The organism is Paenibacillus oryzisoli (genome assembly GCF_001653565.1).
Classification (GTDB): Bacteria; Bacillota; Bacilli; order Paenibacillales; family NBRC-103111; genus Paenibacillus_E; species Paenibacillus_E oryzisoli.
This window is the reverse complement of sequence record NZ_LYPB01000087.1, coordinates 36,366-63,023: the sequence shown is the minus strand read 5'-3', so window position 1 is coordinate 63,023 and position 26,658 is coordinate 36,366. Positions and strand designations below refer to the sequence as shown.

General features: G+C 42.0%; 27 protein-coding genes. 19 read left to right on the top strand and 8 right to left on the bottom strand.

Annotation, left to right across the window (positions count from 1 at the left end; translation table 11 throughout):
* The first annotated feature begins 111 nt into the window (after positions 1 to 111).
* Positions 112 to 1,218 carry an oxidoreductase gene (locus tag A8708_RS27430; protein ID WP_068668962.1) on the top strand — a complete coding sequence of 369 codons (1,107 nt, stop codon included), beginning with the start codon at positions 112 to 114 and terminating at the stop codon, positions 1,216 to 1,218.
* Between the two features lie 185 nt (positions 1,219 to 1,403).
* Here the strand turns inward: A8708_RS27430 and A8708_RS27425 are convergent, their stop codons facing one another.
* Positions 1,404 to 2,264, bottom strand: coding sequence for an alpha/beta fold hydrolase (locus A8708_RS27425; protein WP_068668959.1), 861 nt, complete (start codon positions 2,262 to 2,264; stop codon positions 1,404 to 1,406).
* A 349-nt stretch (positions 2,265 to 2,613) separates the two neighbouring features.
* Here A8708_RS27425 and A8708_RS27420 point away from each other — a divergent pair, with 349 nt between their 5' ends.
* The 3 genes from A8708_RS27420 to A8708_RS27415 are packed head-to-tail and all read left to right on the top strand — an operon-like array spanning position 2,614 to position 3,365.
* Positions 2,614 to 2,862 (top strand): hypothetical protein, encoded by a 249-nt coding sequence (locus A8708_RS27420; RefSeq protein ID WP_068668958.1) that lies wholly within the window; start codon positions 2,614 to 2,616, stop codon positions 2,860 to 2,862.
* The gene (locus A8708_RS37015) at positions 2,859 to 2,981 is read left to right on the top strand and encodes a hypothetical protein (protein WP_157265071.1); all 123 of its coding nucleotides are present in this window, start codon (positions 2,859 to 2,861) and stop codon (positions 2,979 to 2,981) included. The genes A8708_RS27420 and A8708_RS37015 overlap by 4 nt, the downstream gene beginning before the upstream one ends.
* Before the next feature lie 36 nt (positions 2,982 to 3,017).
* On the top strand, positions 3,018 to 3,365 hold the full coding sequence (locus A8708_RS27415; RefSeq protein ID WP_068668956.1) for a winged helix-turn-helix transcriptional regulator: 348 nt from the start codon (positions 3,018 to 3,020) through the stop codon (positions 3,363 to 3,365).
* Between the two features lie 212 nt (positions 3,366 to 3,577).
* Here the strand turns inward: A8708_RS27415 and A8708_RS27410 are convergent, their stop codons facing one another.
* The 4 genes from A8708_RS27410 to A8708_RS27395 form a co-directional block, all read right to left on the bottom strand.
* On the bottom strand, positions 3,578 to 4,042 hold the full coding sequence (locus A8708_RS27410; RefSeq protein WP_068668954.1) for a GlcG/HbpS family heme-binding protein: 465 nt from the start codon (positions 4,040 to 4,042) through the stop codon (positions 3,578 to 3,580).
* Positions 4,043 to 4,164: 122 nt separating this feature from the next.
* Entirely contained in the window at positions 4,165 to 4,803 is a 639-nt protein-coding gene (locus tag A8708_RS27405) for an HD domain-containing protein (protein WP_068668952.1), read from the bottom strand.
* A 120-nt stretch (positions 4,804 to 4,923) separates the two neighbouring features.
* The gene (locus tag A8708_RS27400) at positions 4,924 to 5,571 is read right to left on the bottom strand and encodes an FMN-dependent NADH-azoreductase (RefSeq protein ID WP_068668950.1); all 648 of its coding nucleotides are present in this window, start codon (positions 5,569 to 5,571) and stop codon (positions 4,924 to 4,926) included.
* A 317-nt stretch (positions 5,572 to 5,888) separates the two neighbouring features.
* Positions 5,889 to 6,248 carry a WGxxGxxG family protein gene (locus A8708_RS27395; protein WP_068668948.1) on the bottom strand — a complete coding sequence of 120 codons (360 nt, stop codon included), beginning with the start codon at positions 6,246 to 6,248 and terminating at the stop codon, positions 5,889 to 5,891.
* A gap of 125 nt (positions 6,249 to 6,373) precedes the next feature.
* Between A8708_RS27395 and A8708_RS27390 the strand changes: the two genes are divergently transcribed.
* The gene (locus A8708_RS27390; RefSeq protein WP_068668946.1) at positions 6,374 to 7,687 is read left to right on the top strand and encodes an amino acid permease; all 1,314 of its coding nucleotides are present in this window, start codon (positions 6,374 to 6,376) and stop codon (positions 7,685 to 7,687) included.
* A gap of 45 nt (positions 7,688 to 7,732) precedes the next feature.
* On the opposite strand, the gene A8708_RS27385 is transcribed toward A8708_RS27390, so the two are convergent.
* Positions 7,733 to 8,947 (bottom strand): MFS transporter, encoded by a 1,215-nt coding sequence (locus A8708_RS27385; RefSeq protein ID WP_082927849.1) that lies wholly within the window; start codon positions 8,945 to 8,947, stop codon positions 7,733 to 7,735.
* Positions 8,948 to 9,223: 276 nt separating this feature from the next.
* Here A8708_RS27385 and A8708_RS27380 point away from each other — a divergent pair, with 276 nt between their 5' ends.
* The 9 genes from A8708_RS27380 to A8708_RS27340 all read left to right on the top strand — a co-directional run bounded on the left by A8708_RS27380 (position 9,224) and on the right by A8708_RS27340 (position 18,829).
* Positions 9,224 to 10,006 carry an alpha/beta fold hydrolase gene (locus tag A8708_RS27380; RefSeq protein WP_068668942.1) on the top strand — a complete coding sequence of 261 codons (783 nt, stop codon included), beginning with the start codon at positions 9,224 to 9,226 and terminating at the stop codon, positions 10,004 to 10,006.
* A 264-nt stretch (positions 10,007 to 10,270) separates the two neighbouring features.
* Positions 10,271 to 10,987 carry a response regulator transcription factor gene (locus A8708_RS27375; protein ID WP_068668940.1) on the top strand — a complete coding sequence of 239 codons (717 nt, stop codon included), beginning with the start codon at positions 10,271 to 10,273 and terminating at the stop codon, positions 10,985 to 10,987.
* Positions 10,971 to 12,434, top strand: a complete 1,464-nt coding sequence (locus A8708_RS27370; protein ID WP_068668938.1) for a sensor histidine kinase — start codon at positions 10,971 to 10,973, stop codon at positions 12,432 to 12,434. Before A8708_RS27375 ends, A8708_RS27370 begins: the two co-directional genes overlap by 17 nt.
* Positions 12,431 to 13,567, top strand: a complete 1,137-nt coding sequence (locus tag A8708_RS27365) for a TolB-like translocation protein (protein WP_068668936.1) — start codon at positions 12,431 to 12,433, stop codon at positions 13,565 to 13,567. Before A8708_RS27370 ends, A8708_RS27365 begins: the two co-directional genes overlap by 4 nt.
* Positions 13,568 to 13,708: 141 nt before the next feature.
* Positions 13,709 to 15,088: an ABC transporter substrate-binding protein gene (locus tag A8708_RS27360; RefSeq protein WP_068668934.1), complete on the top strand. Its 1,380-nt coding sequence runs from the start codon at positions 13,709 to 13,711 to the stop codon at positions 15,086 to 15,088.
* Positions 15,085 to 15,951 (top strand): carbohydrate ABC transporter permease, encoded by an 867-nt coding sequence (locus A8708_RS27355; protein ID WP_068668932.1) that lies wholly within the window; start codon positions 15,085 to 15,087, stop codon positions 15,949 to 15,951. The genes A8708_RS27360 and A8708_RS27355 overlap by 4 nt, the downstream gene beginning before the upstream one ends.
* Positions 15,952 to 15,963: 12 nt before the next feature.
* Positions 15,964 to 16,842 (top strand): carbohydrate ABC transporter permease, encoded by an 879-nt coding sequence (locus tag A8708_RS27350; RefSeq protein ID WP_068668930.1) that lies wholly within the window; start codon positions 15,964 to 15,966, stop codon positions 16,840 to 16,842.
* A 48-nt stretch (positions 16,843 to 16,890) separates the two neighbouring features.
* Positions 16,891 to 18,021, top strand: a complete 1,131-nt coding sequence (locus A8708_RS27345; protein ID WP_068668928.1) for an efflux RND transporter periplasmic adaptor subunit — start codon at positions 16,891 to 16,893, stop codon at positions 18,019 to 18,021.
* 94 nt (positions 18,022 to 18,115) lie between these two features.
* Positions 18,116 to 18,829, top strand: a complete 714-nt coding sequence (locus A8708_RS27340; RefSeq protein WP_157265079.1) for a DUF421 domain-containing protein — start codon at positions 18,116 to 18,118, stop codon at positions 18,827 to 18,829.
* A gap of 99 nt (positions 18,830 to 18,928) precedes the next feature.
* Here A8708_RS27340 and A8708_RS27335 read toward each other — a convergent pair whose 3' ends face one another.
* Positions 18,929 to 20,320, bottom strand: coding sequence for a phytase (locus A8708_RS27335; RefSeq protein ID WP_068668924.1), 1,392 nt, complete (start codon positions 20,318 to 20,320; stop codon positions 18,929 to 18,931).
* Positions 20,321 to 20,507: 187 nt separating this feature from the next.
* Between A8708_RS27335 and A8708_RS27330 the strand changes: the two genes are divergently transcribed.
* Both A8708_RS27330 and A8708_RS27325 read left to right on the top strand, forming a co-directional pair.
* Positions 20,508 to 20,732 carry an SDR family NAD(P)-dependent oxidoreductase gene (locus tag A8708_RS27330; RefSeq protein ID WP_068668922.1) on the top strand — a complete coding sequence of 75 codons (225 nt, stop codon included), beginning with the start codon at positions 20,508 to 20,510 and terminating at the stop codon, positions 20,730 to 20,732.
* Positions 20,733 to 21,058: 326 nt separating this feature from the next.
* Positions 21,059 to 21,454: a hypothetical protein gene (locus tag A8708_RS27325; RefSeq protein ID WP_068668920.1), complete on the top strand. Its 396-nt coding sequence runs from the start codon at positions 21,059 to 21,061 to the stop codon at positions 21,452 to 21,454.
* Between the two features lie 10 nt (positions 21,455 to 21,464).
* Here the strand turns inward: A8708_RS27325 and A8708_RS27320 are convergent, their stop codons facing one another.
* Positions 21,465 to 22,343 carry a LysR family transcriptional regulator gene (locus A8708_RS27320; protein ID WP_068668918.1) on the bottom strand — a complete coding sequence of 293 codons (879 nt, stop codon included), beginning with the start codon at positions 22,341 to 22,343 and terminating at the stop codon, positions 21,465 to 21,467.
* 90 nt (positions 22,344 to 22,433) lie between these two features.
* Here A8708_RS27320 and zwf point away from each other — a divergent pair, with 90 nt between their 5' ends.
* From zwf to fsa, 3 genes are read left to right on the top strand one after another with little or no spacing between them, the layout of a single operon-like run.
* The gene (zwf, locus tag A8708_RS27315; RefSeq protein WP_068668916.1) at positions 22,434 to 23,933 is read left to right on the top strand and encodes a glucose-6-phosphate dehydrogenase; all 1,500 of its coding nucleotides are present in this window, start codon (positions 22,434 to 22,436) and stop codon (positions 23,931 to 23,933) included.
* Entirely contained in the window at positions 23,917 to 25,911 is a 1,995-nt protein-coding gene (gene tkt / locus A8708_RS27310; protein WP_068668914.1) for a transketolase, read from the top strand. Before zwf ends, tkt begins: the two co-directional genes overlap by 17 nt.
* Positions 25,912 to 25,965: 54 nt before the next feature.
* Positions 25,966 to 26,634, top strand: a complete 669-nt coding sequence (fsa, locus tag A8708_RS27305) for a fructose-6-phosphate aldolase (RefSeq protein WP_068668912.1) — start codon at positions 25,966 to 25,968, stop codon at positions 26,632 to 26,634.
* Positions 26,635 to 26,658 lie beyond the last annotated feature (24 nt).

Below are 26,658 nucleotides of genomic sequence, written 5' to 3'. Positions count from 1 at the left end.
ACAGATTTTTAATCATTCATTGAAGAAAACAATGTCGAGCCAAAGACCTTGGAGACTTAGTGATGTGATTTTTAGAAAAATAACTTTTTGACACTAAAGGAGATAAATATCATGACAACAACAACTAAAAAACTTCTTTCCACATACAATCTAGGGAATCTTACCTTGAAAAATCGAGCAGTAGTTGCCCCCATGACTCGCGTTTCTGCCGAAAAATATGGAAATGCAACCGATAGAATGGCACGATATTATGAAAGCTATGCTGCGGGTGAATTTGGTCTTGTAATTACCGAGGGAACGTACCCAGATGAAGATTACAGTCAAGGATATAGTCATCAACCAGGAATCGCAAATGTTGAGCATGTCGGAGCATGGAAACAAGTAACTGAAGCTGTTCATGCTAAGGGTGGTAAAATTATATTGCAAATTGCCCACGCAGGTGCTCTCGCTATGAGTAATGTCTATAAAAATGGGACTGTGGCTCCATCGGCTGTGAAACCATTAGGTGAGCAATCACCAGCATTTGGTGGTGAAGGCGAATATGCAATGCCAAAGGAACTTACACTAGCAGAAATCAAAGCTATCATAGCCAGTTTTGCGGAATCAGCTTTAAGAGCCGAACAAGCAGGGTTCGATGGGATAGAGATTCACGCGGCAGCCGGTTATTTATTGGACGAATTTTTGACGGATTTCACAAATCTACGTCAAGATGAATATGGCGGATCAACTGAAAACCGTGTGCGTTTTATTACTGAAATTATTAGAGCCGTCAAAGAAAAAGTCGGTCAACGTATTGTTGTCGGTGTTCGAATCTCCCAGGCTAAAGCCAATTACTTTGTGCACAAGTGGGCGAACGGTGAAGAAGACGCCAGAATTATTTTCGAAACGATTGGCGCCGAGAAGCCTGATTATATCCACATCACTGAATATAATGCCCATGCACCGGCCTTCGGGGATAGCGGTTCAACATTAGCTGAAATAGCAAAAAAATATGGAAATACGACTGTTATCGCTAATGGGCAACTGGATCATCCAGATGATGCCGAGAGAGCGCTGGAGGCAGGTTCAGATTTGATTTCACTAGGGAAAGCCGCACTTGCTAATCATGATTGGGTGATCAAAGCAGAGAAAGGTCTTCCGATGGATTCAGCTTTAGAAAATATATTGGGTCCTACACCTAGTCTAAAGGACCAAGAATTGTATGGGTATGCGAAATAAAGAATAGCCTTCAAGTGATGATGGCTGGTTACCCAAACAACAAAAACACGGTCTTTGGGGCGTGTTTTTGTTGTTTGGAGAACTAAAGGGGAATAAGATATCCAAGCAAACTTGCGCATCATCTTCTGTGGCGAAAATGATCACTTACTTGAACGAAAATGGGAGGTAATCAAGGTATGTATGCTCTACGATTGATATATTCGACCAAAAAAGCGTTTTATTAATATAGAGATCTGTCGACTCTGTTCTTCAAGAATAAAATGTCCACCACATAAGTAATACGTTTCAAGACACTTCAAATCTTTGCTAAAGGCATAGGCCCCTTCCAAAGTGAAATTAAAATCGTATTTCCCCCAAGTTATTAGAGTTGGTGGTTGATAAGCTCGGAGATACTCTTGCCAGAGAGGATATTGTTCTACGTTTTTCCTATAATCGTAACCGAGTTCCAACTGGATTTGACTGTTGCCCGGACGATCCAGAAAAAACTGGTCCATTGAAAATCCATCAGGGCTAATTAAGTAGGGCTGACAAACACCTGTTAAATATTGTTTCTTAGTAAAAGCAAAAGTTGTTAGTTCGGTAAATGCAGCTTCTGTTACTGGGTTACGGTCTGCCCAAAGGGCTTTGAATACGTCAAATGGTTTACCTAAACCTTTCTCATCAGCTACAGCATTCTGAATGACAAATCCAAGAACACGGTCTGGATGACGAATCGCTAGTCGAAATCCAATAGGTCCACCATAATCATGGACATATAATAGATAGTGTGAAATACAGAGTTCAGAAATAAGTTTTTCGATAATTAGTGATAAATTCTCAAAGGTGTAGTTAAACTCACTAGTTGAAGGCATGCTGCTATTTCCAAAACCGGGATAATCAGGTGCAATGACATGATAACGGTCTGCCAGACAAGGAATTAGATCTCTAAACATATGAGATGAACTTGGGAAACCATGAAGTAGGATAATCGTCGGATTATGAGGACTCCCAGCCTCACGAAAAAATATGGATAATCCGTCGATATTCATCCTTTTATAAATAACCATCTTTATACGCCCTTTCTCAACGCTTTTATCCTTTGATGTCGCCAGCACAAAATATGTGCTGATCTGGCTTTTAAGTACTGGTTTTATAAAAAGCTAATAATAGTGAGAATTAGCTAAAGAACGAAGCTATCCAACTTTTAGTGAATAAACTGTTTTATTAGTTAGATACTAACTAAAATGCAATGGAAGCCTTAATTTTGCGAAGGAATTCATCATGTCACTTGATTTAGCCAGTGCGAAATGAAACAATTTGATGCCATTATCATCGGATTTGGAAAGGCGGTAAACACTGGCTGCTGCACTGGCAAAGAAAGGGCAAGTAGTAGCTATCATTGAACAATCAAAGGAGATGTATGGAGATCGAGACATCGCAAGGGCAGTTCAATCCACTCTTGAGAAGAAAGGAATCGAATTCAGGCATGGTACTGAAATCCAGTCCGTTCTGCCCTATTCCGTTTTTATTGATCCTCCTTTATCCCGTGTAGGACTAAGTGAAGAACAAGCGATAGTTCAAGGTTACGACATTAAAGCGATTGTTGATTCCAAAACTGGTTTAATACTAGAGTGTCTCTATTTTGTTCGGATTCACATGAAATGATTAACATTGTTCAGATAGCTATGGAAACAGGTCAATCTTACACGTATCTAAGAGACCATATCTTTACACATCCAACTATGAGTGAATCGCTAAATGATTTATTTCAATTGAACCAATGAAGTTTTTATATGCAGTAGGGAGATGTTATTTGAAATATGAAAACTTATTACTGTGATCTTGAAGTTACATTAGAAGTGCTAGGTGGGAAGTGGAAGGGGCTCATCTTGTACCATTTAATAAAAGGAACAAAACGAACGAGTGAGTTAAAAAGACTGATGCCTAATATTACTCAAAAAATGCTGATTCAAACCCTAAGAGAATTAGAAACAAGTGGCCTCATACACAGAAAAATGTATAATGAGGTACCTCCGCGAGTTGAGTATTCAGCAACAGAACTTGGTCTAACCCTAGAATCTGTTTTAAAAGCGCTTTGTCATTGGGGGGCGGATTATGCACAATTATCATTTGCTCAGGATGAGTTCGAAGTTTTACATGTGGAATAATACGAATCCTCCGGTCTTATTATACCTTCATTAAGTAGACTATGTATCATCTTTCCGATTTTATTAGCAATAGTTACAGTGATTAGAAATAGAAGTATGGAAGCCATAAATGATACATAGCATGAATTCAATTCGAATGGCAGTAATATACTTACGAAAAAGCGTATAACAAGAATAATGGCAGTCGACCATTGTGTCGGCTGCCTCTTTTGTTAGAAATGGATGGAACCTATCCGTGCATTAGCAGTAGACGTATTGTCGACAGTGAGTAAACTCTTGAAGGCATTAACAGCCGCATTTGCAACTTCGATATCTTGCGTGCTCGTGCCGCCACTTACACCAATGCCTCCAATGATTCTATCATTACTGACCAAAGGGATGCCTCCACCTAAAATGACAAGTCTCCCTTGGTTGGTCGTATTGATACCGAACGAGGGGGAGCCAGGGAGTGCCGATTGTGCAAGGTTCGCTGTAGGCATTTGCATGGCTACGCTAGTCCAAGCTTTGTTCTGAGAGATTTCTATACCAGCAATTCGGGCGTTGTCCATACGATGGAAAGCGATCAGGTTCCCGCCTTCATCCACGATTGCGATATCGCTATTCAAACCCATTTGCTGTGCTTTCTGTTCTGCGTATGCAAGCAAATATTTAGCCGTTTCTAAATTAATTTTGAACATCTCGTTCACTCCTCATGATTTGGATGCTCTTTTATTGTATGGCCGTATCCCTAGTAGGTGAATTCAAATTTGCAGAAACAGTAACCCGACCGGTTCCTACAATTTGGATGGGAGATTTGAGACTACTCTTCCCATCTGGAATGAAGGACATGGTTGCAAAAATTTGGGCGCTTATAGCCAGGCAAAAGCACTTCGCAGATATCGGCGTTAATCGTGCCATAAGTTGTTTCAGGTTTATGCTTGAACCCTTCCAAAAAGGCATGCAGAATGTTGTGTTTAAACTGGTTGCGTGGGAATGCTTGTATTATTTGCTGCCGAGTATCTTCAGAAATGAGGTCGAAATTTTTCCCTACGACATCATATCCGACTCCAAAATTCATCAGCGCTGCTTCGCTTTCTTTATATTCGACGATCCCAATCGTTGTATGTAGGGCCACTGCGTCCCACACCAGCCTAATGGAGTCCTCCGGGACACCGCGGCTTCGTAGAAAATCGCGAGCGGCATTTGCACCGTCGACCTCGAAACGCTTGTCCGGACTACGGTAAGCGGGCGTAAGGCCCAAATCATGAAAAAGGGAACTGATATAAAGCAATTCTGAATCATACTTGATTTGCTGCATGTTCCCTTGAATCGACGCGAACAGAAATACCCTGTTGGAATGGTTCCACAATAGTTCGTCGCCATGTTCTCGCAATAGTTCCGCCGCTTCGACGGCCAACTTGCTATCGGGTATCTTGATATCTGCGATTAATGTTGACATTAATTACTACCTCCTCATGTATGCTCTTAAACTTATGATGCTGTGTATCAATCAGTGATAAATAGAGAGGGGGATGATGAGGATCCAAGCTATGAATCATCCCCTGTTACTTTATGGCGACTATACCATCACTTTTTTGGCTAGACGTGCTGCTGCATCAGTGGCTTCATGGTTAGCTTTGTCCAACACCGCTGCTGTATCCAGAACGGAAGTACCTTGAGCACGAATGATTTGGTAATCCTCGATCCCGAGAAAGTTAAACATTGATTTAAGGTATTTGTGCGAGAACTCGTTGTCTGAGTACCAGTCGTTGTTGGTGTAGATGGCGCCGCTTCCTTGTATTACGACTAAACTGCGGCCGTCTGTAAGCAGACCTACAGCCCCATTTTCCGTGTATTTGAATGTTTCGCGCGCAATCATAACATTATCCATGTAATCCTTAAGTCGGGAAGGTATGTTGAAATTGTGAAGTGGCAAAATAATGACATAATTTGTGGCGCTTTTGAATTGCAGCAAAATTGTGTTCATACGGTCAGTAATGCGCCGCTCTTCCTCCGTCAGTTCGCCGTTGGAAGCGAATTTACCCCAAGCGTTCAGAACTGTGCTGTTCACTTCAGGAATTTCAACTGCGTATAAATCGATTCGTTCTATCGTTTCGTTCGGATTCAGTTTGCTGTATTTCTCAATAAAACGTTTGCCTACTTCGAGGCTGATGGATGAGGGAGAGTCGACAGTGGCGTGCGCATTGATAACAAGTAATTTTCCCATTTTAGTGCCTCCTAAATGTAGTTTTGTATTTTTATTGTCGACAATACTAATCGACGATATATATTGGTTATAATATACGACTTTGATCAAACGAAGTCAAAACCTTTTTGTGGTAACCGCTTTGCGGTAATTAATAACTTCCATATTGTATAGTTCTCTAATAGGAGAAGCACACTACAAGGGTGAGTAGCCCTATCTATCGGAATTTTCTGGGTCCATGCATTGACTACATTTGGCTGCCGATTGGCAGTTCTTTGCTCAACTAGACAAATACCCCTTCTTAATGAAGGGGTATTTCGAACCCAAAAGGGTAAACCTTATCTTTCCTCAGAATGATTTCTTGATCTCAATCCAGCAAGGCCAATCAGACCAATTAACCCAAGCCAACCCCAATTTGATGCATCCGATCCTGTATTTGAGGTATCATAAGCGCGGATAGCATTCAAATTATTAGAATATGAGTTTAAACTAGTTCCATAATTAGTTTGGTTTAGCGTATCACTGGGAGAAGCAGCAGGTGAGCTAATCGTTCCTGTACTCGTGCTATAAGCACCGTAATTATTGGTACCTGTTGTAGAATTCATACGAGCCCCTGTATTATCATGGGCACCAACTGTTCCAAGACTTAAGGTAGATGTTAATAGAACAGCTAAAGTAAGTGTTTGAAACTTTTTCATACTTCGTAAGCTCCTCTCAGAATGCCGTATTAGTTATTGCATAGTTAGGATGCTCAATAATTGCGTTACATAATGAGGGAGTTAAAGGAACCGAGGATAAGTCTTACCATACAGGAGTTTACGATATGAAATGGTGGCAATTATCGCTTCTTGGCGTCGCGTGCACAATCGGTACGGGATATTTTATGGGATCAGGCATTGGGATCAAAATGGGGGGAAGTTCAGTCATTCTATTGTTCGTCCTTGCCGGCCTTGTAACCTTTATTGTTTTTGATGTCCTAGCTCGAATGACAGCAGATAATCCGCAGAAGGGTTCCTTTCAAGCCTATGCCAAGAACGCTTATGGGCGATGGGCTGGTTTTAGCAGCGGATGGGTGTATTGGAGTTCTGAATTGCTCATAATGGGCAGCCAATTAACGGCGTTATCCTTATTTGCACGTTTATGGTTTCCAGGAATGCCATTATGGCTGCTCGCTTGTGCCTTTGCCATTCTGGGTTTAGGGGTTATCTTATTAGGAACTAAAGTATTTGAAAGCGCAGAAAATGTGTTCGCTATTATTAAAATTTCAGCCATCCTAATGTTCCTAACGATTGCGCTCATCGCGATTTTTGGCTTCCTCAAAGGCAACCCACATCAACCCAAACTTCCAATTTCATACGATGTTTTAATCCCACATGGCACGATAGGCATTTGGTCATCCTTTATTTTTGCATTCTATGCCTTTGGTGGAATTGAAATTATGGGTCTGATGGCGATTCGGCTCAAGAATCCTAAGGAAGCAGCAAAGTCAGGGAAATTGATGATTGGGCTTCTAACCATTATCTATGTAGCTTCCCTAGTCTTGGCGTTGACATTATTGCCTCTTACGGAGATAGATGGTAAAGAAAGTTTATTTCAGACCGCATTGAACGTTTACAAAATACCATTTTTACCGCATATTTTTACTTCCATACTGATCATTGCAGGTTTTTCAACCATGGTTGCTTCTTTGTTTGCAGTGACAACGATCCTCGTTACCTTAGCAGAGAATGGGGATTCACCACATATTTTCGCTAAAAAAACAAAGGGAAAAAGGGAACTGCCGATCCCGGCCATCCTTTTAACAACAACAGGGATTACGTTTGCGGTAGTTATGTCACTATTGCTGCCAGAGGAATTGTATGAGTATGTAACAACAGCGGCAGGGATCATGCTTCTCTATAACTGGCTGTTTATTTTACTCTCATCTGGCAAACTCCTTGAATTAACCCCTTGGGGAAAAGTGAAAAGAACCACGGGCATGGTACTAATCTTAACAGCCATCTGTGGAACACTATTTCATCCGACGAGTCGCCCTGGATTCTGGATTAGTCTATTATTTGTAACTGCTATCGGGAGTGTTACGTTCCTTATGCATGTCATTTGGTCAAAACATACAAAACAGCGCATGAAAATCTAGTCCGTGCAGCAAAAAAGACCTCCATATATATTGGAGATCTTTGAATTACTTTGCAGTCGAAGCAGTGGACTCTTCTTCCTTAGGTTTAATAGCGAATAGAGCTAGAAGAGCAGCTGCTACACAAGTACCTGCGATACTATAAAACAAAATGTGCTGTGAACATTTCACAAGGATGGATGCCAACGGTGGACCGACAGCAACCCCAATGAACCGCATAGAGCTATAGATTGAAGTGATGGTGCCGCGCTCCGCCTTATCAATACCTTCTGTAATTAAGGCATCTAAGCACGGGAGAGTGACGCCAATTCCAATACCAGCCGTACTAATTAAACCGATTAACCAGTAAAGGGATTGAACAAAGCCACAAACAACAAGCGAGACCGTGACGATTGCAATGCCAGAAAAAGTGATCCACTTCATCAACTTTTTGTTTTCACCGATTTTTTTACCTGTAAGGAACGATGCAAGACACAGCACACCTGAAGGAATAGCGATTACAAAGCCTTTCCATATGCCTTTAATATGATACTTATCCTCAAGTATGTCTGATAAATAAAACAATGTTCCAAAAATAACAAACATACAAATGCAGCCAATTGCAAAAATAGCAGCCAACCAGCGGCCATTATGATGGAAAATCTTCTTCAGGTTTTGAAGAAAATGCTTAAATGTTATCTTTTCTTCTTTCTTCTTCGGTGATTTCACGAGAAAGGCAACTAATAGTGTAGACATTGCACACAATACAGGAATCGTCAGAAAGGGGAGAAACCACACCACGAAAGCCAATATGGACCCTAGGATGGGACTTAAAACTTTGCCAAGCGTGTTGGCTGTCTCTACGACCCCTAAGCTTTTGCTTACTTCACTTTCATCTTTGTAAATGTCCCCCACAAGCGGCAGTACAATGGGAAAGGCACCGGCTGCCCCTACGCCTTGTAAGGCTCGACCTAAGATGATAACCACATAAGAGTTCTCCAGCCACCAAGCACCTAAACCGGCTATTAAGCCGCCAATCCCTGTTATAAGTAAACTGGGGATAATAATAATTTTTCTACCGAAGCGATCCGACATATACCCAGCGATGGGGATAAGAAAGATAGCTACAGCAGAGTAAACGGTAATCAACAGACTCACTTGAAACGAAGTAATTTGCAATTCATTACGAATCGAAGGTAGAACGGGAATCAGCATGGAATTTCCCAACGTCATGATTAAGGGGATGGACGCAATGGCGAATAAACTCCATGTATTAGACTTCAAAGTGTTGCGGTGCCCTGCCATCCAAAGGAATACACGTTATCACCCCCATGCATTAATGTGCGCCGTTGTTATCAGATTAATCCTTCTTGACCTCAAATAGTATGTCCAAGTAAGTGGCTTGGATATTAGCTATTGGGCAATAGAATCCATGAGGATTAACCCCAATCTACATATTATGTACGCCTTGATGCCTAGGTAAGGTCGGAGACTGGTATATTGATAAGAACGTTCAAATATACTCTAAGGTGTTTCACTTTCAGTGAAGGAGGAGACAACTTGGAATACTATATAACAGTAGAACCAGGGGTACGAGTATTTGTTCAGGATTTAAATCCGACGGGGAAAAAGACAATCTTATTCATACACGGCTGGCCTTTAAGCCATAAACAATACGAATATCAATTTAATATTCTACCGTCCATGGGCATTCGGTGTATTGGCATGGATTGGCGCGGGTTCGGTAATTCGGATAAGCCATTCGTCGGATACAACTTGGATAGATTGGCGGACGACATTCGTGTTATTATCGATACGTTGCAATTAACAGATATAACGCTTGCGGGGCATTCCGCGGGTGGCGCGTTAGCAATTCGATACATAGCAAGACATCAAAGTTATGGGGTGTCCAAACTAGTTCTTATAGACGCCCAAAGTCCCGGATCTGTACCGCAAAAAGATGCCAATATGTTCATCTCAGGAACGTTAACTGACCGCCCCCAGATGCTAGCCGGATTACCTGAATCGTTTTTTTTCAAACATATTACCGGTCCATTCTCAGATTGGTTCATTCAAATTGGATTGCAAGCAGCAGGTTGGTCGACTGCAGCCGTTATGGCAACATTAAGAGACGAGAACGTGCGAGGTGATCTTGGAAAAATAAACGTACCTACATTAATTATTCATGGTGTCCACGACAAAGTCGTTCCCTTTGCCAATGCCCAGGAAACTAATAAACTCATCCATAATTCAGTTCTTGTTCCATTCCAATATAGTAGTCATGTCCCATTCCTGGATGAACGCGATTATTTCAACAGGCTATTGACTCAATTTGTCGAATGATTGCTCCGTTGGTTATATCGCGGCATTTTGATACGCAAAACAATCGATTGGTTGTTAAACTTATTAAATCAAACAAAAAAGGCACATTTCGCATCTTCTGCGAGTGTGCCTTTTTTCTGGTAATTCGGCTAATTAGTTCTTAGCAGTTTGCATTGAGGTACAACGGGAATGCATGTTCAGGTTGAATTCGGAACTTTACTAACACAAATGGAAATTTGCTGCTAGTTTTGATAACATGTCTTTGAAAGGAATGAGGCATTTCCTATGGAGAAAAGCAGAATATTGATTATAGAAGACGAGAAGGCGATTGCCGATTTGCTTGCATATGCTTTAAATAAAGAAGGCTTTCATACGATGGCAGTAAATACTGGTTCTGATGGACTTCGTGAAATTGAGACTTTCAATCCTCAGCTGCTTCTACTCGATTGGATGCTTCCGGATATGAGCGGACTGGATATTTGCCGAAAAGTAACCGCAGCACAGAACCTGCCAATTATTATGATTACAGCCAGATCCGATATTACGGATAAAATTGTTGGATTAGAGTTCGGGGTCGATGATTATATTACTAAACCGTTCGACATGCGGGAGGTCGTAGCCAGAATCCGCAATATCTTGCGTCGTATTCAACAGTTAGATCAGACATTGGAGGAAGGGCCAGACGTCAGAATACAGCTTGGAGATATAGAAATCCGCTTGGAAGAAAGATTGATTCGGAAAAATCATGTAACGGTTGAGCTGACTCCGAAGGAGTTCGATTTGTTAATTACTTTGTACAAGTTCAAGGGCAAGGTATTTACTCGTGCGGAGCTGTTGGATGTAGTATGGGGATATGACTATGCAGGAGACACGAGAACAGTAGATATTCATGTTCAACGACTTCGGAAAAAATTAGATTTAAATGCATGGATTACAACGGTTTTTGGCGTGGGTTATAAATTCGAGAAACAGGTGGATGAATCCCATGTTTTTAACGATTAAAGTTAAGCTTTTATTAGGGCTCTTTATCATTTTTCTCATCGCGCTGCTATCGTTAAACCTTTTTATTGTACATATTATTGATGACAGTAATGAGAAGATTATCACAGAGGATTTGATTAGTCTAAAGAAGAACAGCAATATATATATCAAGCAAACGTTCTTGATTAATCACTTTACCAATGATCAAATCTATTTTCAGCAAATTGCAAAGGAAATGGTGGAAGAGTTACGCCAAGTTTCTTCGAATGAAATTAGTGCGTACACCGTAGAGGGTCAAAAAATATATACAACGAATCTATTTCACAGTAATGAGACCACTGAGAATGATTTGAAACAAGCCCTGAATGGCCAAACAGCCTACACGATTTCTTATGTAAACGGTCTGGCTAACGTCTATTTCGCCTATCCAGTCGTTATCGACGGGAAAGCTGTGGGGATATTGCGTTTTTCCAGGGATTTTACTTTGCTTTATGAGCAAAGCAAACAAATTATTCGGGTCATTTATTACATGACGATTGCGATTTTTGCAGCCGCCTTTTTGTTTTCATATCTATTATCGAGACATATAACCATTCCTATAATTCGACTGACGCAAGCGTCTACGGAAGTCACCTCGGGAAATCTTAACATCGATATTGATGTAAAAAGGAAAGATGAAATCGGACAATTGGCATTCAACTTCAGCAAAATGCTTAATCGAATAAAAATTCAAATCCATCGTATCGAAAAGGACCGCGATCGTCTTGAAGCGCTGAATCTCCATCGCAAACAATTTTTCGATAATGTTACACATGAATTAAAGACACCATTAACCTCCATTCTCGGCTACGCCGAAATGATTAGGGCGAACGGTTGGAGCGACGAGGATTTCTTCGATAAGGGAATGAATCACATCATCGACGAAAGTAAACGGCTTCATGAACTGGTGTTGAAGCTATTGGAGCTTTCAATGGAATCCGCATCTGAAGAGCCATTTGAATGGTGCGATATCGGGTCAATTCTTACGAGCGTAAGTGAAGGAATGGCCTTTAAAGCACAACGATATCAGAAGTCTATCCGCTATGAGATTGAGGAGAATCTGGCGGTCCTAGGAAATAAGCACAAGCTTCGACAACTATTTATCAATCTTTTTGATAATGCTATTAAATATGGTTATCCGCATACAGCAATTGAAATTAAAGCAGAAATTCGCTCAGAGATGGTGAACGTGATCATGACGAATCAAGGGGAAACATTAAATAAGCAAGACCTTGACCTCATATTTGAACCATTTTACCGAGGCGAGAAGTTAGAAGGGCAAGAACGAGGGAGCCGTGGCTTGGGCCTTGCGATTTGCAAGTCGATTATTAATGATCATAGAGGCTATATCCAAATTTCTAGCGAGGATCAGCGCATCCAAGTCAATATTCAGCTGCCCTATGAAAGATCGGAGGGAAGCGAATTATGAACCATAGCATGTTCCGATTGTTTATGACCTGCCTGCTTATCGGCATGATCCTAACCGGCTGTGCGACGGAGTTGGAACCCAAAACCGTCATTATTCCAGAAGCCGAACCAAGCAGTGAGCCGATTAACAAAGAATTTGCCGTTAATAAAATCTATAAGCTTTCGACGACCAGAAATGGGCCAGAGGAATACCGCGGAGACAACTATTTTTTAGGATGGAACGATAATAATCAATTGGTTGAAACGATTCGAAACAGGTCCGTCAGAAGCATCGCACGTGTCGATTTTCAATCAGGCGCAGCTCAAGAAATAACGAAGCTGCCTGAAACGGCACAATGTATCTCTCTTTCGCCGGACGGCGTTCAGCTTGCATATTTTGCAGATGAAGGGTTACATAAGCTCATGCTAGTGAACTTGTTAGACCAGACAGAAACTAGCCTGTGGGACAAGAAGGACAGCGGTAATAAAGACTGCACGCTGCACTGGTCTGCGAATAGCCAATATCTTTCCTTTGTCGCTTTGGATAAAGGGGAATTGGATCCACGCATTCATAGGTATGACGTGAAACAGAAGGGGCTGAGGGTATTCAGTATTCCTGGATGGACGGTATCGACTATTACGCTTGGTGACATTTCGGATGAGGGCGAAAGGATTTTGATAACCAAACATGTCAAGAATGGTACCTCTCTCGTGTCTGGCCGTATAACAGACAATGGATTCACGCAGGAATTTGAACATCCAATAGGGGGAGGTCAGGCATTTGAGTACCTGAATTCGAATCAAATTCTGTTCGCTAGTGCGGAGGGCAGTTTAATTTTATACGATCTTCGCAATTCGACATCCATAACGCTGATGGAGCATGTTGGTACCTTTCAATTATCCAAAGATCATAAATATATCGTGTATGCGAAGGAACAAGGGGATATTTATGCAGCCAAATTCCAAGGCAATAGCCTTGTTAACGAGAAGTTGTTGTATAAAGGTTGGACCCCTACTCACATGCAGTGGAGTCCTGATAACAAGAAAATTATCTTTATGAACAGTAGATATCCAGAAGTGAGTAGTAAACCGTTGTCGGCACCTGCCCCTGTTCCGGATCGGGACTACGATGCTCTTCTTATTGCTTTACAATAACAAACCAAGTTGGCCTCGTGCCGATTTGGTTTTTTTGTCGCTACTACTGATTTAGATACATTTTGTTTACAAGTTGGAGAAGTCTCCGCAACATCTATGATTTATAAATAAATAGTACACGAGATAGAGGAGATGAGTAACTTGAAGAAACGATTATCTTTGATTCCCAGCATTGCGCTCGCAATGAGTCTGGTTGCATGCAGCAATGGAAATAGCAGTGAAATGAGTCCTGCAACTACGCCATCTGCGGAAGTTACCGCGAGCAATACCAGCAATGATCAAACACAAGCAACAAATCCTCCAGGCACACCTGCCGGCGTTAAAAGAACAATTACCTTCTCATCCTATTATGATGAGGACTATCTTCATGAAGCCGAGAAGAAATATGAAGCCATGCATCCGAATATCGATATCCAGATGGCCTATGCACATCCGAAAGGCAATGATGCGAATTGGGAGACTGACGAAGAAAAGTATATGAAATCGATAAACACGCAAATGTTGGCTGGCAAAGGCCCAGATATGCTCGTGATTGATGAGCTGCCCATGGCGCAATACGTGAATAAGAACATGCTTGTTAATTTGAGCGATATAATGGCGAAAGATTCAACCTTCAAAAAGGAAGACTATTTTAACAATATTTTGGACAACAGCAAGGTTAATGGCTCACTATTCGGGATGCCTTTAAGTTTCTATTTGTTTGGCATGTTCGGCGACCAGGCGGCGATCGAGAAATCGGCTGTTACCTTTGACGATAAGAGTTGGACGTGGAACCAGTTCCTACAGGCGGCCAAAAGTATGAAGAAACAAGGCGGACACCCTTACGTGCTTGGCTATTATACCGGTGGGTTATTGAATGAAATGTTCCATGAGTCCTACACCAAATTTGTAGATGAAGGTAAAAAGAAAGCAAGCTTTGATTCCGAGCCATTCGTCAGCTTAATGAAGCAAGTTAAACAGATGGCAGATGAAAATATTATCTCTCCGACGGGATCGTACGATGCGTTTTTTACGATTGATAATATTTCTTCTATAAATAGCTTTATTTTATCTAGTGCAGCTTATTCAAAAACAAAACTATACAGCCTTCCAAAAGGAGAGGGTGTGCAGCCTGGCGGATACTTCCTGCCTAGACAAAAAATTGGCATCAACGCGAAGTCGCAGGTTAAGAATGAAGCATGGGATTATTTGAAGTTCCTGTCGTCGGATGCCGTTCTGATGGGAGGATTCCCACTGAATAAAAAAGCGTATCTCCAGGCGACTCAGCGAATTCTCCAGGCCGGAACGGTAAAAGCGCCACAGGAAGGGCAGTTACGCGGCAAGGAATTTAAAGTGACGGAAGCCGATATTAAAAAGGTGGATACCTTCATTTCTGATGCGATACATCCCCTCGTCTCGAGGAAATCCAAATTGGACGAGATCATCGCGAAAGAATCGGAAGCTTACTTCAAAGGACAAAAATCAGGCGAGGATGTGTCTAAATTGATCCAAAATAAGGCGACACTCCTTTTAAACGAATGAGTCGCCTGGTATGGAAGGAGTGGTTGACCGCATTCCTATTTATGTTACCTAGCCTATCCGGATTTTCTATGTATTACTTGATACCACTAGGCATGGGTTTAGTGTACTCTTTCATGGATAGCCCAACAGACGGCTCTTTTGTTGGGCTTCATAATTATGAAGCCTTGTTTCAAAGCAGCTCTTTTCTAAAGGCATCACAAAACACACTTCTGTTCACAGGACTTAGCGTACCGCTTCTCATTCTTTTGTCGCTGTTGCTCGCCCTAGTTTTAAATCAGCCCATTTGGATGAAACAGGCATTGCAAACGGCTTTTGTCCTGCCATTAGTCGTTCCTTCCGCTTCCATTCTTATGATATGGAGTATTTTGTTCGATTGGAATGGCAGCGTGAATGCTTGGCTAAGCCATTTTCATCTCGCGAGAGTGGATTGGATGAAGTCAGAGTGGTCGATGAGTGTCGTTATACTCGTTTTTATATGGAAAAATATTGGATATAATATGATTCTTTTTTTAGCTGGATTACAAAGTATTCCAAAAGATTATTACGAAACCGCAGCAATGGAAGGAGCCGGACGATTCCGGCAATTTACCCATATTACCGTGATCTATCTGACGCCTACCTTATTCCTAGTCCTCTTCATGTCGATTATTAATTCTTTTCGTGTGTTTCGGGAGACCTATCTCATCGCGGGTGACTACCCGCATGATCGCATCTATATGCTTCAGCATTACATGAACAATATGTTTCAATTGTTGGATATGCAGAAGCTTACGGCGGCGGCCACGGTCATGGCTGGAAGTATATTGGTGCTCGTTTCCATTATGCTGGCAGTTGAACGGCGGTTTCGCAATTTCATGGAGTAAGCGAGGTGCAAGATGCATAAGGCAGTTTTCGTAAGACAATTTGGCTTGTCAGCGGTTGTAGCTATTATCGCGCTTATCATGCTGTTTCCGATTCTTATCACGTTCACCAATGCCTTGATGTCGGAACAAGAGATTGGTTTCAACTATAATCTTCTTGGCAAGATGATTGATGTCACAGCGGGACAGAAGAATGCTTTCGTCAATCTAAAGCTGATACCTGATTGGGTTTCATTAGAACAATTTAATCAAGTATTGATAAAGAATCCCGTATTTTTGAAAATGTTCTGGAATTCAGTTGCGATGGTCGTCCCTATTATCGTGGGGCAGTTGATCGTTGCATCTTATGCGGCCTATGCGTTCGTGAAGCTGCGTTTTCCGGGGAGAGACAAGCTGTTTTTTATTTATCTCATTACCATGTTGACGCCGTTTCAAGTGACGTTGGTTCCTAATTATCTCATTGCCGAAAAGCTTGGGTTGCTTAACACCGCCGCCGCGATCATTCTTCCTGGTATGTTTAGTGCGTTTGGTGTCTTTATGTTAAGACAGTTTATGCTGCATATCCCAACGGCTTATATCGAAGCGGCCAAAATGGATGGTGCAGGTCATTGGGTCATTTTTCACCAACTTATACTGCCCATGATCAAGCCGGGATTGGCAGCTCTTCTAGTCTTATTATTTGTAGACTATTGGAATATGGTGGAGCAACCGCTTATTTTCCTTGAGGATTCTTTCAAGCAGCCTCTATCGCTGTACTTATCTAGAATAAATCAAGAAGCACGTGGCGTAAGCTTTGCTGCTTCTGTTCTCTATATGGCCCCAATTGTTCTTTTATTCGCCTATGCGCAATCCTATTTTATAAGAGGGATCCAGTTATCCGGCATCAAAGGGTAGCCGTTTGATGCCGAATTTTGGCAAATTCCCCGGGAGGTAGATTCATCCTTGCAAGAGATAGAGAATGGCAATCCACGACGGCAAACAACAATCAAAATTCTAGCGGCTATTTTTATCGGCGGATTGATTATTTGTACATTGTTCAGCAACACGCTGCTTACCATGACTTTGCCAAAAGTAGCGACGCTGTCGGTACAAAAGGGAAGATTAATCTACACATTTACAGGCAGTGGCACGATCAACCCCAAACAAATCGCCGCTTTGACTCAGAGTGCAGGGGGAAAAGTAGAGAAAGTTTATGTAAAAGAAGGAGATCGCGTCACGCAAGATCAACGGCTGGTCAGTTATGACAGTTCGGAGGCACGGTGGGAGATTGAAGACCAGCAAGCGAGCATGCAGAAGTTGAAGCTTGCGGCGGAAGACCTGCAAACCAGTTTTAAGGAAGCAAATCAAAATGCGAATCAAGCTGATATCAATAGAGCGAGGGTAGCGTTAGAAAATAATGCGCTGGATCAGGAACTTCAAGCCAAGAAAATTCAAAGATTGCAAGTGATGCTGGCGAACAACCAGGAGCTCAAGGCTCCTTTTGACGGGTTAATTGTTACGGTGAATGCGCAAGAGGGATTGTCCAGCAATAGCGGTGGGCCAGATGTCCGAATAGCTAATGAAAGCAGCGGTTTTGAGCTCGAACTCCAAATTCCTGCTTCACTGTCTTCCAAATTACAAATAGGTGAAAGTCTGGAGGTATCGATTCAAGGTGCAGCTATGAAGGTGGAAGGACAGATTACCGATATGCAGAACGTCCAGTCCATCGCAGGCGATAAAGAAAATTCGACAACATCCTTTGCAGCCCAGAAGAACGTGCATATTGCAGTAATGGATAAGCGTTTAAAAGGGGGCGAACAGGCTCAAGTAAATGTGGTCAAAACAACAGTGTCAGACACGTTAATCATTCCACTTAAAGCCATTCGAGAAGATACGGAAGGGACATTCGTGTATACGGTTGAGGAACGAAACGGACCATTAGGGAATGCTTTTTATGTCAAAAAAACGGTAATCTCGGTGACGGATGACGATGGAAAGTCCGCAGCCGTCGGTAATGGCTTATTTGAACAATCCTCCATTATCATGGAGAGCAGTGAGCCTCTGCAGGATGGCAGTCGAATCCGTATAGAGTAAAAAAATACGATTTGGATATATTGAATATAAATCCATTGCTCAATCGTCTGACAGTTTAATTCGTTCAAGAAGGGAGGTCGTGTACGCCATGTGGTTGGAAACCATAAAAGATTTTTTCCTGATTGCAGGAAGGATCGTGACGATTTTCCCCCTTATGTTGATTGTCGGATTATTTATGGGTAAACGGTCTCTTGGAGAACTGCCTGTATTTGATTTTCTGGTCATCCTCTCCTTGGGATCCGTCGTCGGGGCTGATATAGCCGAACCCGACATTAGCCACGTCCATATTGCAATAGCCATTGTCTTAATCGGTCTGCTGCAACGGATTGTCTCTATATTAGCTATTAAATCAAGGAAATTCGGAAAACTAATCTCGTTCGAACCAACAATCGTGATTCATCAAGGGAACTTGTTGGTCAATAACCTCAAAAAAGTACGTTACTCAATCGATAATATTCTTCAGATGCTGCGAGAGAAGGATGTATTTCATCTCCCAGATGTCGATCTTGCCATACTAGAAGCAAACGGTAAATTGACCGTGTACAAGAAAGGCCCGAAATCTGTACCAACTCTCGAAGATTTGGGGGTAGTCAAGCGGCAAATCGATTTGTCCTATCCTTTAATCGTAGAAGGGATCTTATACAACGAAACGCTTGCTTATATTAAAAAAGACGTACTATGGCTAAAGTCGCAATTGCAAGCAAGAGGGGTGTGCCAAGACGATATTTTCTATGCTTCCGTTGACGATAAGGGCATCATTTACATTTCCGATAAAACTACTCTAAATCCTCCGCCTATGCGACACTAATACATTTGTATTCAGAGATGTGAATGGATGTAGAAAGACCTCCAAACCACTTCCGCGGTGTATGGAGGTCTATAATAGGCAGTATTTTTATAACAAACCTTATTTCGTATTTCGATTAATTAACTGACGGGGATTAATGTTGTTCTGAATGTCCAGCTTCGGTGAAGCCCCGCTCGCGATCTGCTCCCAACCAACAATCTTGAAGTTCTGATTGATCTTCTTGCCGTTATCCATGTTAGCATCATCCTGAGAAACGAAGATACCATTAGGATACTTTGCTCCAAGACCAAAGCTCATGACATCGATTCCATCTGTCTCACTGGTTCCATCGATTTTATCACCATCTGCAATGTTGAAAGTTGTCATGAAAGGATTATTGCCTTCACGATTATAGATAGCATAGCTGTTACTACCTTGACTTGAAGCGATGAGATAGCCTGACCCATCTTTGCCATAATACAGTGTAAGACCCTCGATATCATCTTGTAGACGGCGTCCATCTGCAATATCTACAGTCGATAGCGGTTCTTTGGAACCATCAGGCTCTGCGCTATATTTCCAAATCGCATAGTCTTCTTCTGCAATATACATCGTTCCGTATTCATCATCAGCTACAAGTCCTTCTGATTGCGTTGCGAGATGAAGCTCACGAACGAGCTTCCCTGCAATTTTACCATTACCATTATCCGAGAGCTCATATTGTTCGAATTCGCCCTTTTTCCCAAGAACAAGTGCGTAAAATTTCCCTGTTTTCAAGCTGTGGTACAAGCTGAATCCGTAAACTTCGCTCATGCTGGACTTTATCGGTTGGGCAACGATATCCGTCAACTCACCTGTTTCCCCCGAGATCACAAATACGTCAATCGTATTCGTAGTGCGGTTGGACGCAGCGACGATATCAACTTTTTTGTCACCTAACGGGAAGTCATAGCGCAGGTCAATATTATTCATTTTACCAATTTTGTAGGACTGCAATTGCTTGCCATCCAAGTTATATACAAGCAAGCCTCCTGCTTTATTCGTAGCGACCAACTTACTCTTCGCCGGATCCTTCGGATCTACCCAAATGGATGGATCATCGGCGGCATCTTCCCCAGAGTCAACCGCTTCTGTCTCTCCCTGTGCTTTCACGGAGAAAGTCGGAATGACATCTTTTGAATCTTGGTATTTAGCATTTTCTGCAAGAATACTTTGCAGCAATGATGCAGGGATAACCGTTTTTTCATCGACCAACTTCACTGGAGTAGAAAGTTTGGCTTCTTTGCCAGCTAAACGGTACTTCGCATCATCGATAGTTACAATCCCTGCAATGCCGTTCTTCAGCTTGAATGTAACCGTACGATCTTTCATATCCCAACTGATATTCGATCCAATCTTCTCAAGTTGTTCACGCAGTGGTACATAATCCGAACTAGCAGCATTAAGGTGCAGTGTGGGCAAGAGCATCCCCGCGAACATTGTAGTAGCAATCAACAACTGTGTTTTTTTCATTTTGGACAGTCTCCTTATATTTCCTTATTTGTTATATTCTCATTAACTGTTAAATCATAACAAGCTAGTGTTAAATCACAGTACATGCAATGTAAAAGATTTGTAATATATGAATCCACGCATGACGATAGAGATTGGATAAAAAGGGCATTTAAAAAAGCTGTTAGTCATACAGGGCTGAGATGAGTTGAAAACTATTCCAGAAGGTGCAGCTACAATTGTCTGGTGTGCTGTAAACAAGCAGCTGGACGGCAAGGGTGGGGTTTATTGCGAGAATGTTGATATTGCACAGGCAGTGCCTTCCGATAATCCTTCAGGACCAGGAGTAAAACCTTGGGCAGTTAATCCTGAATATGCCGAGCAACTTTGGCAACTTAGTGAAAGTTTGATCGGTATAAAATTTCCTGATTAAAAGATCATTCAGAACTACAAATGAATTTGCCATTATAAATATCCTCAGTCTTAATATGAATAACAACCAAACAAAAAATCGTACACCCTAGGTGTACGATTTTTCTATTCAATATCATTTTATCTACCAACACGTACAAAATAGGGTATTACTCCATTCATGTGGTCTATGGCTATTGTGAAATATATTAATTACTTGTATAGATGGTATTCGTATTATAGTGGAATTACGAAAAGAAAGTATTATTTACGGAATAGGAAGCCTATCCTTCAAACATCACTAGAAGTTGTTACTATCCGTAATCGATTTGAGAGGAGAGACTAACTATGATGCACTTTTATTTTTCTAATAAAGCTCATATTTTTTGGGATGATGTGATCGAAGCTGCTGTGATTCGTTGGAACTCTTTAGCTCAGGAAGATGAGTTTCGCTTGCCTCTTAATAAACTGATTGAGCTTGCAGTTATAAAAAAAGCAAGAAAAGTTTTGATTGATAAGAGTCCTAGTACCGTTTTGGCAGAAGACGCCAATTGGTTGTCCTCAGAGTGGTTGCCAAACCTCCTAAATGCAGGCGTTCAATATACGGCTACAGTAAATCCAGAGGGATCAATTAATCATGTTGATATGAGGCAATCTATCGAGAACAATACAATTGAAATAAATTATCATGATTTTGAAGATATTCACAATGCAGTTGGTTGGTTATCAGAAATGTCTGCATAATGCAATTCCATTAATGAACCAGTTCAATGAATTTATTAACTGCGTTGGATACAGGCATGTTACGCATAATCATGATGCCCACGTGTGATGGTGGTATCGGTACATCTAATTGAATCTCGAACAGTGTACCTTCTTCCAGTTCTTTGGATACAAATTCTCTGGTTACGTAAGAAATACCGAGTCCTTTACGCGCTAATTCAATAAGAAGATCTACACTTCCAACCTCGATTTCAGGTTTGAGTTGATATCCATAACTTTGAAATAATTCCGTAATGGCCATTCTTGCCCGACTATTTCGTGAGAATAGGATGAGTGGGTATTGGAGTAACATATCCAAAGATAGCACGACATGTTGAAGCTCGGAATATAGACTTCCTGCTACGAAGCAATCTTGAAGCTGTAAGCTTTCCTTAACTTCAAGAAGGGGATCTGCAATCGGCATACGAACGACACCCAAATCAATTTCTCCCTCTTTCAAAAGGGCAATGATCTCTGGTGTTGTCCCGTGATTAAGATGAAGTCGAATAGCTGGATATTGTTTATGAAAGCTTTCCAAATAGTGAAGAATGTAGTGCTTAAACAAGGAGTCGCTTCCGCCGATTCGCAGTTCGCCACTATCTAGATTTTTAAGCGCGGCCATCTGCTTTTCAGCTAAAGATATTAAGATTTGGGATTTCTCTATATAGGAATATAGAACCTCACCTTCTTGAGTCAGCATCACGCCTTTGGAATTACGGTAAAACAATGTCATACCAAAACTGTCTTCCAGTTGTTTGATGGCATGGCTAACGCTCGGTTGGGTCAGGTATAAGACTTTAGCAGCTTGTGTTAAGCTGCCAGTCTTCGCTGCCCAATAGAAAACTTTATACAATTCGTAATTATTGTTCATAGAATGGGACTAGCTCCTAAATTGATTTAATGGACATAATAAACATTATAGTAGAGCTACGACAAAGTGACCAGTGAAGGAGAGATTAAATTGGAGTCAGCAACTTTTGTTTTGTTTGGAGCCACCGGTGATTTGGCCAAAAGAAAGATTTACCCAGCCTTATTTCAATTGTTCGTCGAGCAGCAACTACCTTCATCCTTTTCTGTAATTGGTCTTGGAAGAAGAGAGCTCTCACATGAAGCATTTCAGTCGAACGTAGCGCAATCCCTTCTTACTTTTTCCCGAAGTGAAATGAAAGATTCGGTTGTAATGGAACAGTTCCTGAATGCGTTTCGCTATCATGTTCTCGATGTGAACCGTAGGGAAGATTACACGAAACTGCTGAGTCTGGTTGAAGATCGGGAAGTTGAGCTTAACATAACGCCGAATCGCATGTTTTATTTATCTGTCGGTCCTGAATTCTTCGAAACAATCGCAACTAACATCCATGAAAGCGGACTTGGTTCAGCCCGTGGCTGGAAGCGACTAGTGATTGAGAAGCCTTTCGGTCATAACTTGGAATCAGCCAGACAATTGAATCAGACGTTGAACCAAGCCTTCGAGGAATCTGAGATTTATCGAATTGATCATTATTTAGGTAAGCCTATGGTACAGCAAATGGGACAACTTCTTCAATCAGCTTTAACGGAGCATGACTTAAGAACTCGTACGATTGCCAGTGTCCAGATTTCGGCAATAGAAACCTTGGGTGTAGAGGAAAGAGCTGGCTATTACGATCATGCAGGCGCGCTTCGCGACATGTTTCAGAATCATATGCTTCAATTGTTAATGATGTTAACTATCGAGTTTCCGAAGCCAAGTTCGGCAGCTGAGGGTGTAAAGCGCAAGAGTCAAATAATCAAGTCGTTAATGCCATTAAATAAAAGAAAAGTTTCGCAACATGTGGTACGTGGTCAATATGGTGCAGGGATGATTAAAGAGAAGCCGGTTATTCGTTATACCGACGAGGCTGGAATCGCTTCGGATTCACAAAATGATACTTTCATTGCAGCCAGACTTCAAGTTGATGACTCGTTCTGGAAGAACACGCCGATCTACATTCGTACAGGTAAGCGGCTGAAAGAGAAAGCGACGCGAATCGTGATCGAATTTAAATCTGAAGGCCCTCTAAAGGATCTTTTGATTATAGAGATTGGTCCTCAAGAAGGTATTTACTATCTGAAACGTCAATCGAATCACGAGCTTTCAGAGGATGAAACATCGCTCAGAAGCCAACCAAACCTCATGAATAAAGGCGTAGATGGTAAAGATGCCTATGAAACGCTGATCCATGATGCGTTACTTGGGAATAAAGCCTACTTTGCCCATTGGAATGAAGTTGAATTGTCATGGGAATGGGTACAGCCTATTATGGACGCTTACCAAGAAAACCTTATCCCGCTTCATGTCTACCCAGCAGGATCGTACGGACCGCAAGAAGCCAGTGATTTACTTGAGAGAGATGGCTTTCATTGGTGGTTCGATAAAAAACAGACATCCGTTAATGATGTTACTAAAGGAGAGCTCTTCACTTATGAATACACCAATTGATCAACTATCTGTGAACACGATTCGAACACTATCGATTGATGCGATCAATAGAGCAAATTCGGGCCATCCTGGACTACCGATGGGAGCAGCCCCGATGGCTTACGCATTATGGGCAAAACATTTGAAGCATAATCCATTCCATGCCAAATGGTTTAATCGTGATCGATTCGTGTTGTCCGCGGGACACGGCTCCGCACTTCTCTATAGTTTGCTGCATTTGTCGGGGTATCAAGTGACGATAGATGATCTAAAAAAGTTTCGTAAGCTTGAAAGTAAAACACCAGGACATCCGGAATACGGGCATACAGATGGTGTTGATGCCACAACAGGTCCTTTAGGACAAGGGATTGCAATGGCCGTAGGAATGGCAATGGCTGAAGCTCATTTGGCCGCGAAATTTAATAAAGAAACTTTCCCGGTCATTGATCATTATACGTATGCACTTGTTGGTGACGGCTGCCTGATGGAGGGTATTTCCTACGAGGCGATGTCGATGGCTGGGCATATGAAGCTAGACAAATTGATTGTTTTATATGATTCCAATGATATTTCCTTAGATGGAGCGCTTCATGTTTCGTATTCCGATCAAGCAAAGCTTCGTGCGGAGTCTTCGAATTGGCAATACTTGTGTGTTGAAGATGGCAATGACCTTGCAGAGATCACGAAAGCGATCGAATTAGCGAAGCAAGACACATCACGACCTGCCTTAATCGAAATTAGAACGATCATTGGGTATGGCAGCCCTAAAGTTGCAGGAACGAATAAAGCACATGGCAACCCACTAGGGGCTGAAGAAGCCAAAGCGACAAAAGAGTTCTATGGTTGGCAGCATGATGAATTTACTGTACCTGAGGATGTGCAAGCTCACTTCCATAATTTGAAGCTTCTTGGACAGTCAAAAGAAGACGAATGGAATCAGCTTATCATTTCCTATAAGACGTCGTATCCAGAACTTGGCCTAGAGTTTGAAAATGCCATGCAGGGAAAAATACAGATTGAGGCTTCCGATATTCTGACTTTCGATGAATCGAAAACCATTTCCACTCGTGTAGCCAGTGGGAATGCCATTAATCATTTTTTGAAAAGCGTACCTGCCATATTTGGTGGAAGCGCCGATTTATCCCATTCAACGATGACAGATATCATTGGCGAAAAAATCTTTGGCGTCGATACCTATGAAGGGCGAAATGTGTATTTCGGCGTACGTGAGCACGCGATGGGTGCAGCTGGCAACGGTATGGCTTTGCACGGAGGCGTTATCCCTTTTGTAAGTACTTTCTTCGTCTTTAGCGATTACCTGCGTCCATCCATTCGATTGGCTGCCTTGCAGAAGCTCCCGGTTATTTATGTGTTCACGCATGATTCGATTGCAGTCGGCGAGGATGGACCGACGCATGAGCCTGTCGAGCATTTGGCTGCTCTGAGGACGATTCCTGGATTAACCGTCATCCGACCAAGTGACGCTAATGAGACAGTGAGCGCATGGGCGTATGCTTTGGAGAATAAGAATGGTCCGGTAGCTCTCGTCCTAAGTAGACAAAACCTTCCCGTGTACAGCGAAACGAAAGCAAATCTAGAGGAGGTGAAGAAGGGGGCCTATATACTGACTGAAACCAACGATCGTCCAGATCTGATTCTTATCGCTACTGGATCGGAAGTTTCTTTGGCTGTAAGTGCGAAACGAGAGTTAGAGAAGGATGACATTTCTGTCAGAGTTGTAGCGATGCCTAGTATGGACATTTTCGAACGCCAGACAGCTTCATATAAAGAAACCGTACTTCCTGCTTCTGTTAGCAAACGCGTGTCCATCGAGGCTGGTATTGCAATGGGCTGGGAACGTTATGTTGGCCCGCAAGGACAAATGATCTCGATCCAAACATTTGGTGCATCGGGAAGTGGACCTGAGGTCATGGCATATTTCGGATTCTCCGAAGAAAACGTTGTTCGTGTATCGAAAGATCTTCTAAGCCACTCATAATAATCAACCTAAATCTAAACATCAAACGAATATAAATTCATGGAGGTCATCATAATGAAACTTTTCATCGACAGCGCTAATGTAGTGGATATCAAGAAAGCCTATAGAGTAGGTGTTCTATCCGGAGTGACGACGAACCCATCCCTGGTAGCCAAAGAAGGCGTGAAATTCGAAGATCGTATCGAAGAAATTTTGAAATTAGTGCCTAAAGTCGAATCCGTTTCGGCTGAAGTTACACCGGATGCGGAAACCGCTGAAGAAATGATTGCCCAAGCAGAAGAGCTGATCAAAATTAACAATTACGATAAGAACATTACGATTAAATTGCCAATGACCTTAGATGGATTAGAAGCTTGCCGATATCTAGCTGATAAAGGGATCAAAACGAACGTGACTTTGATCTTTACTGTAAATCAAGCCTTATTAGCCGCAAGAGCAGGTGCTACTTATGTTTCACCTTTCTTGGGTCGACTTGATGATATATCGGAAGACGGTGTACAACTAGTCGTCAAGATTGCGGAGCTATTCCGAATTCATAACTTAGATGCACAAATCATCGCCGCGTCTGTTCGTCATCCCGATCATGTCACACGTGTAGCCATGGCAGGAGCGCACATTGCAACGGTTCCGTTCAGCGTCATTGAACAAATTTCCAAGCATCCGTTAACGGATCAAGGGCTTGATAAATTCGCGGCAGATTGGAAAAAAGCAGTTAAAGGCTAATTAGACAACTGAGCATTTAGGAGG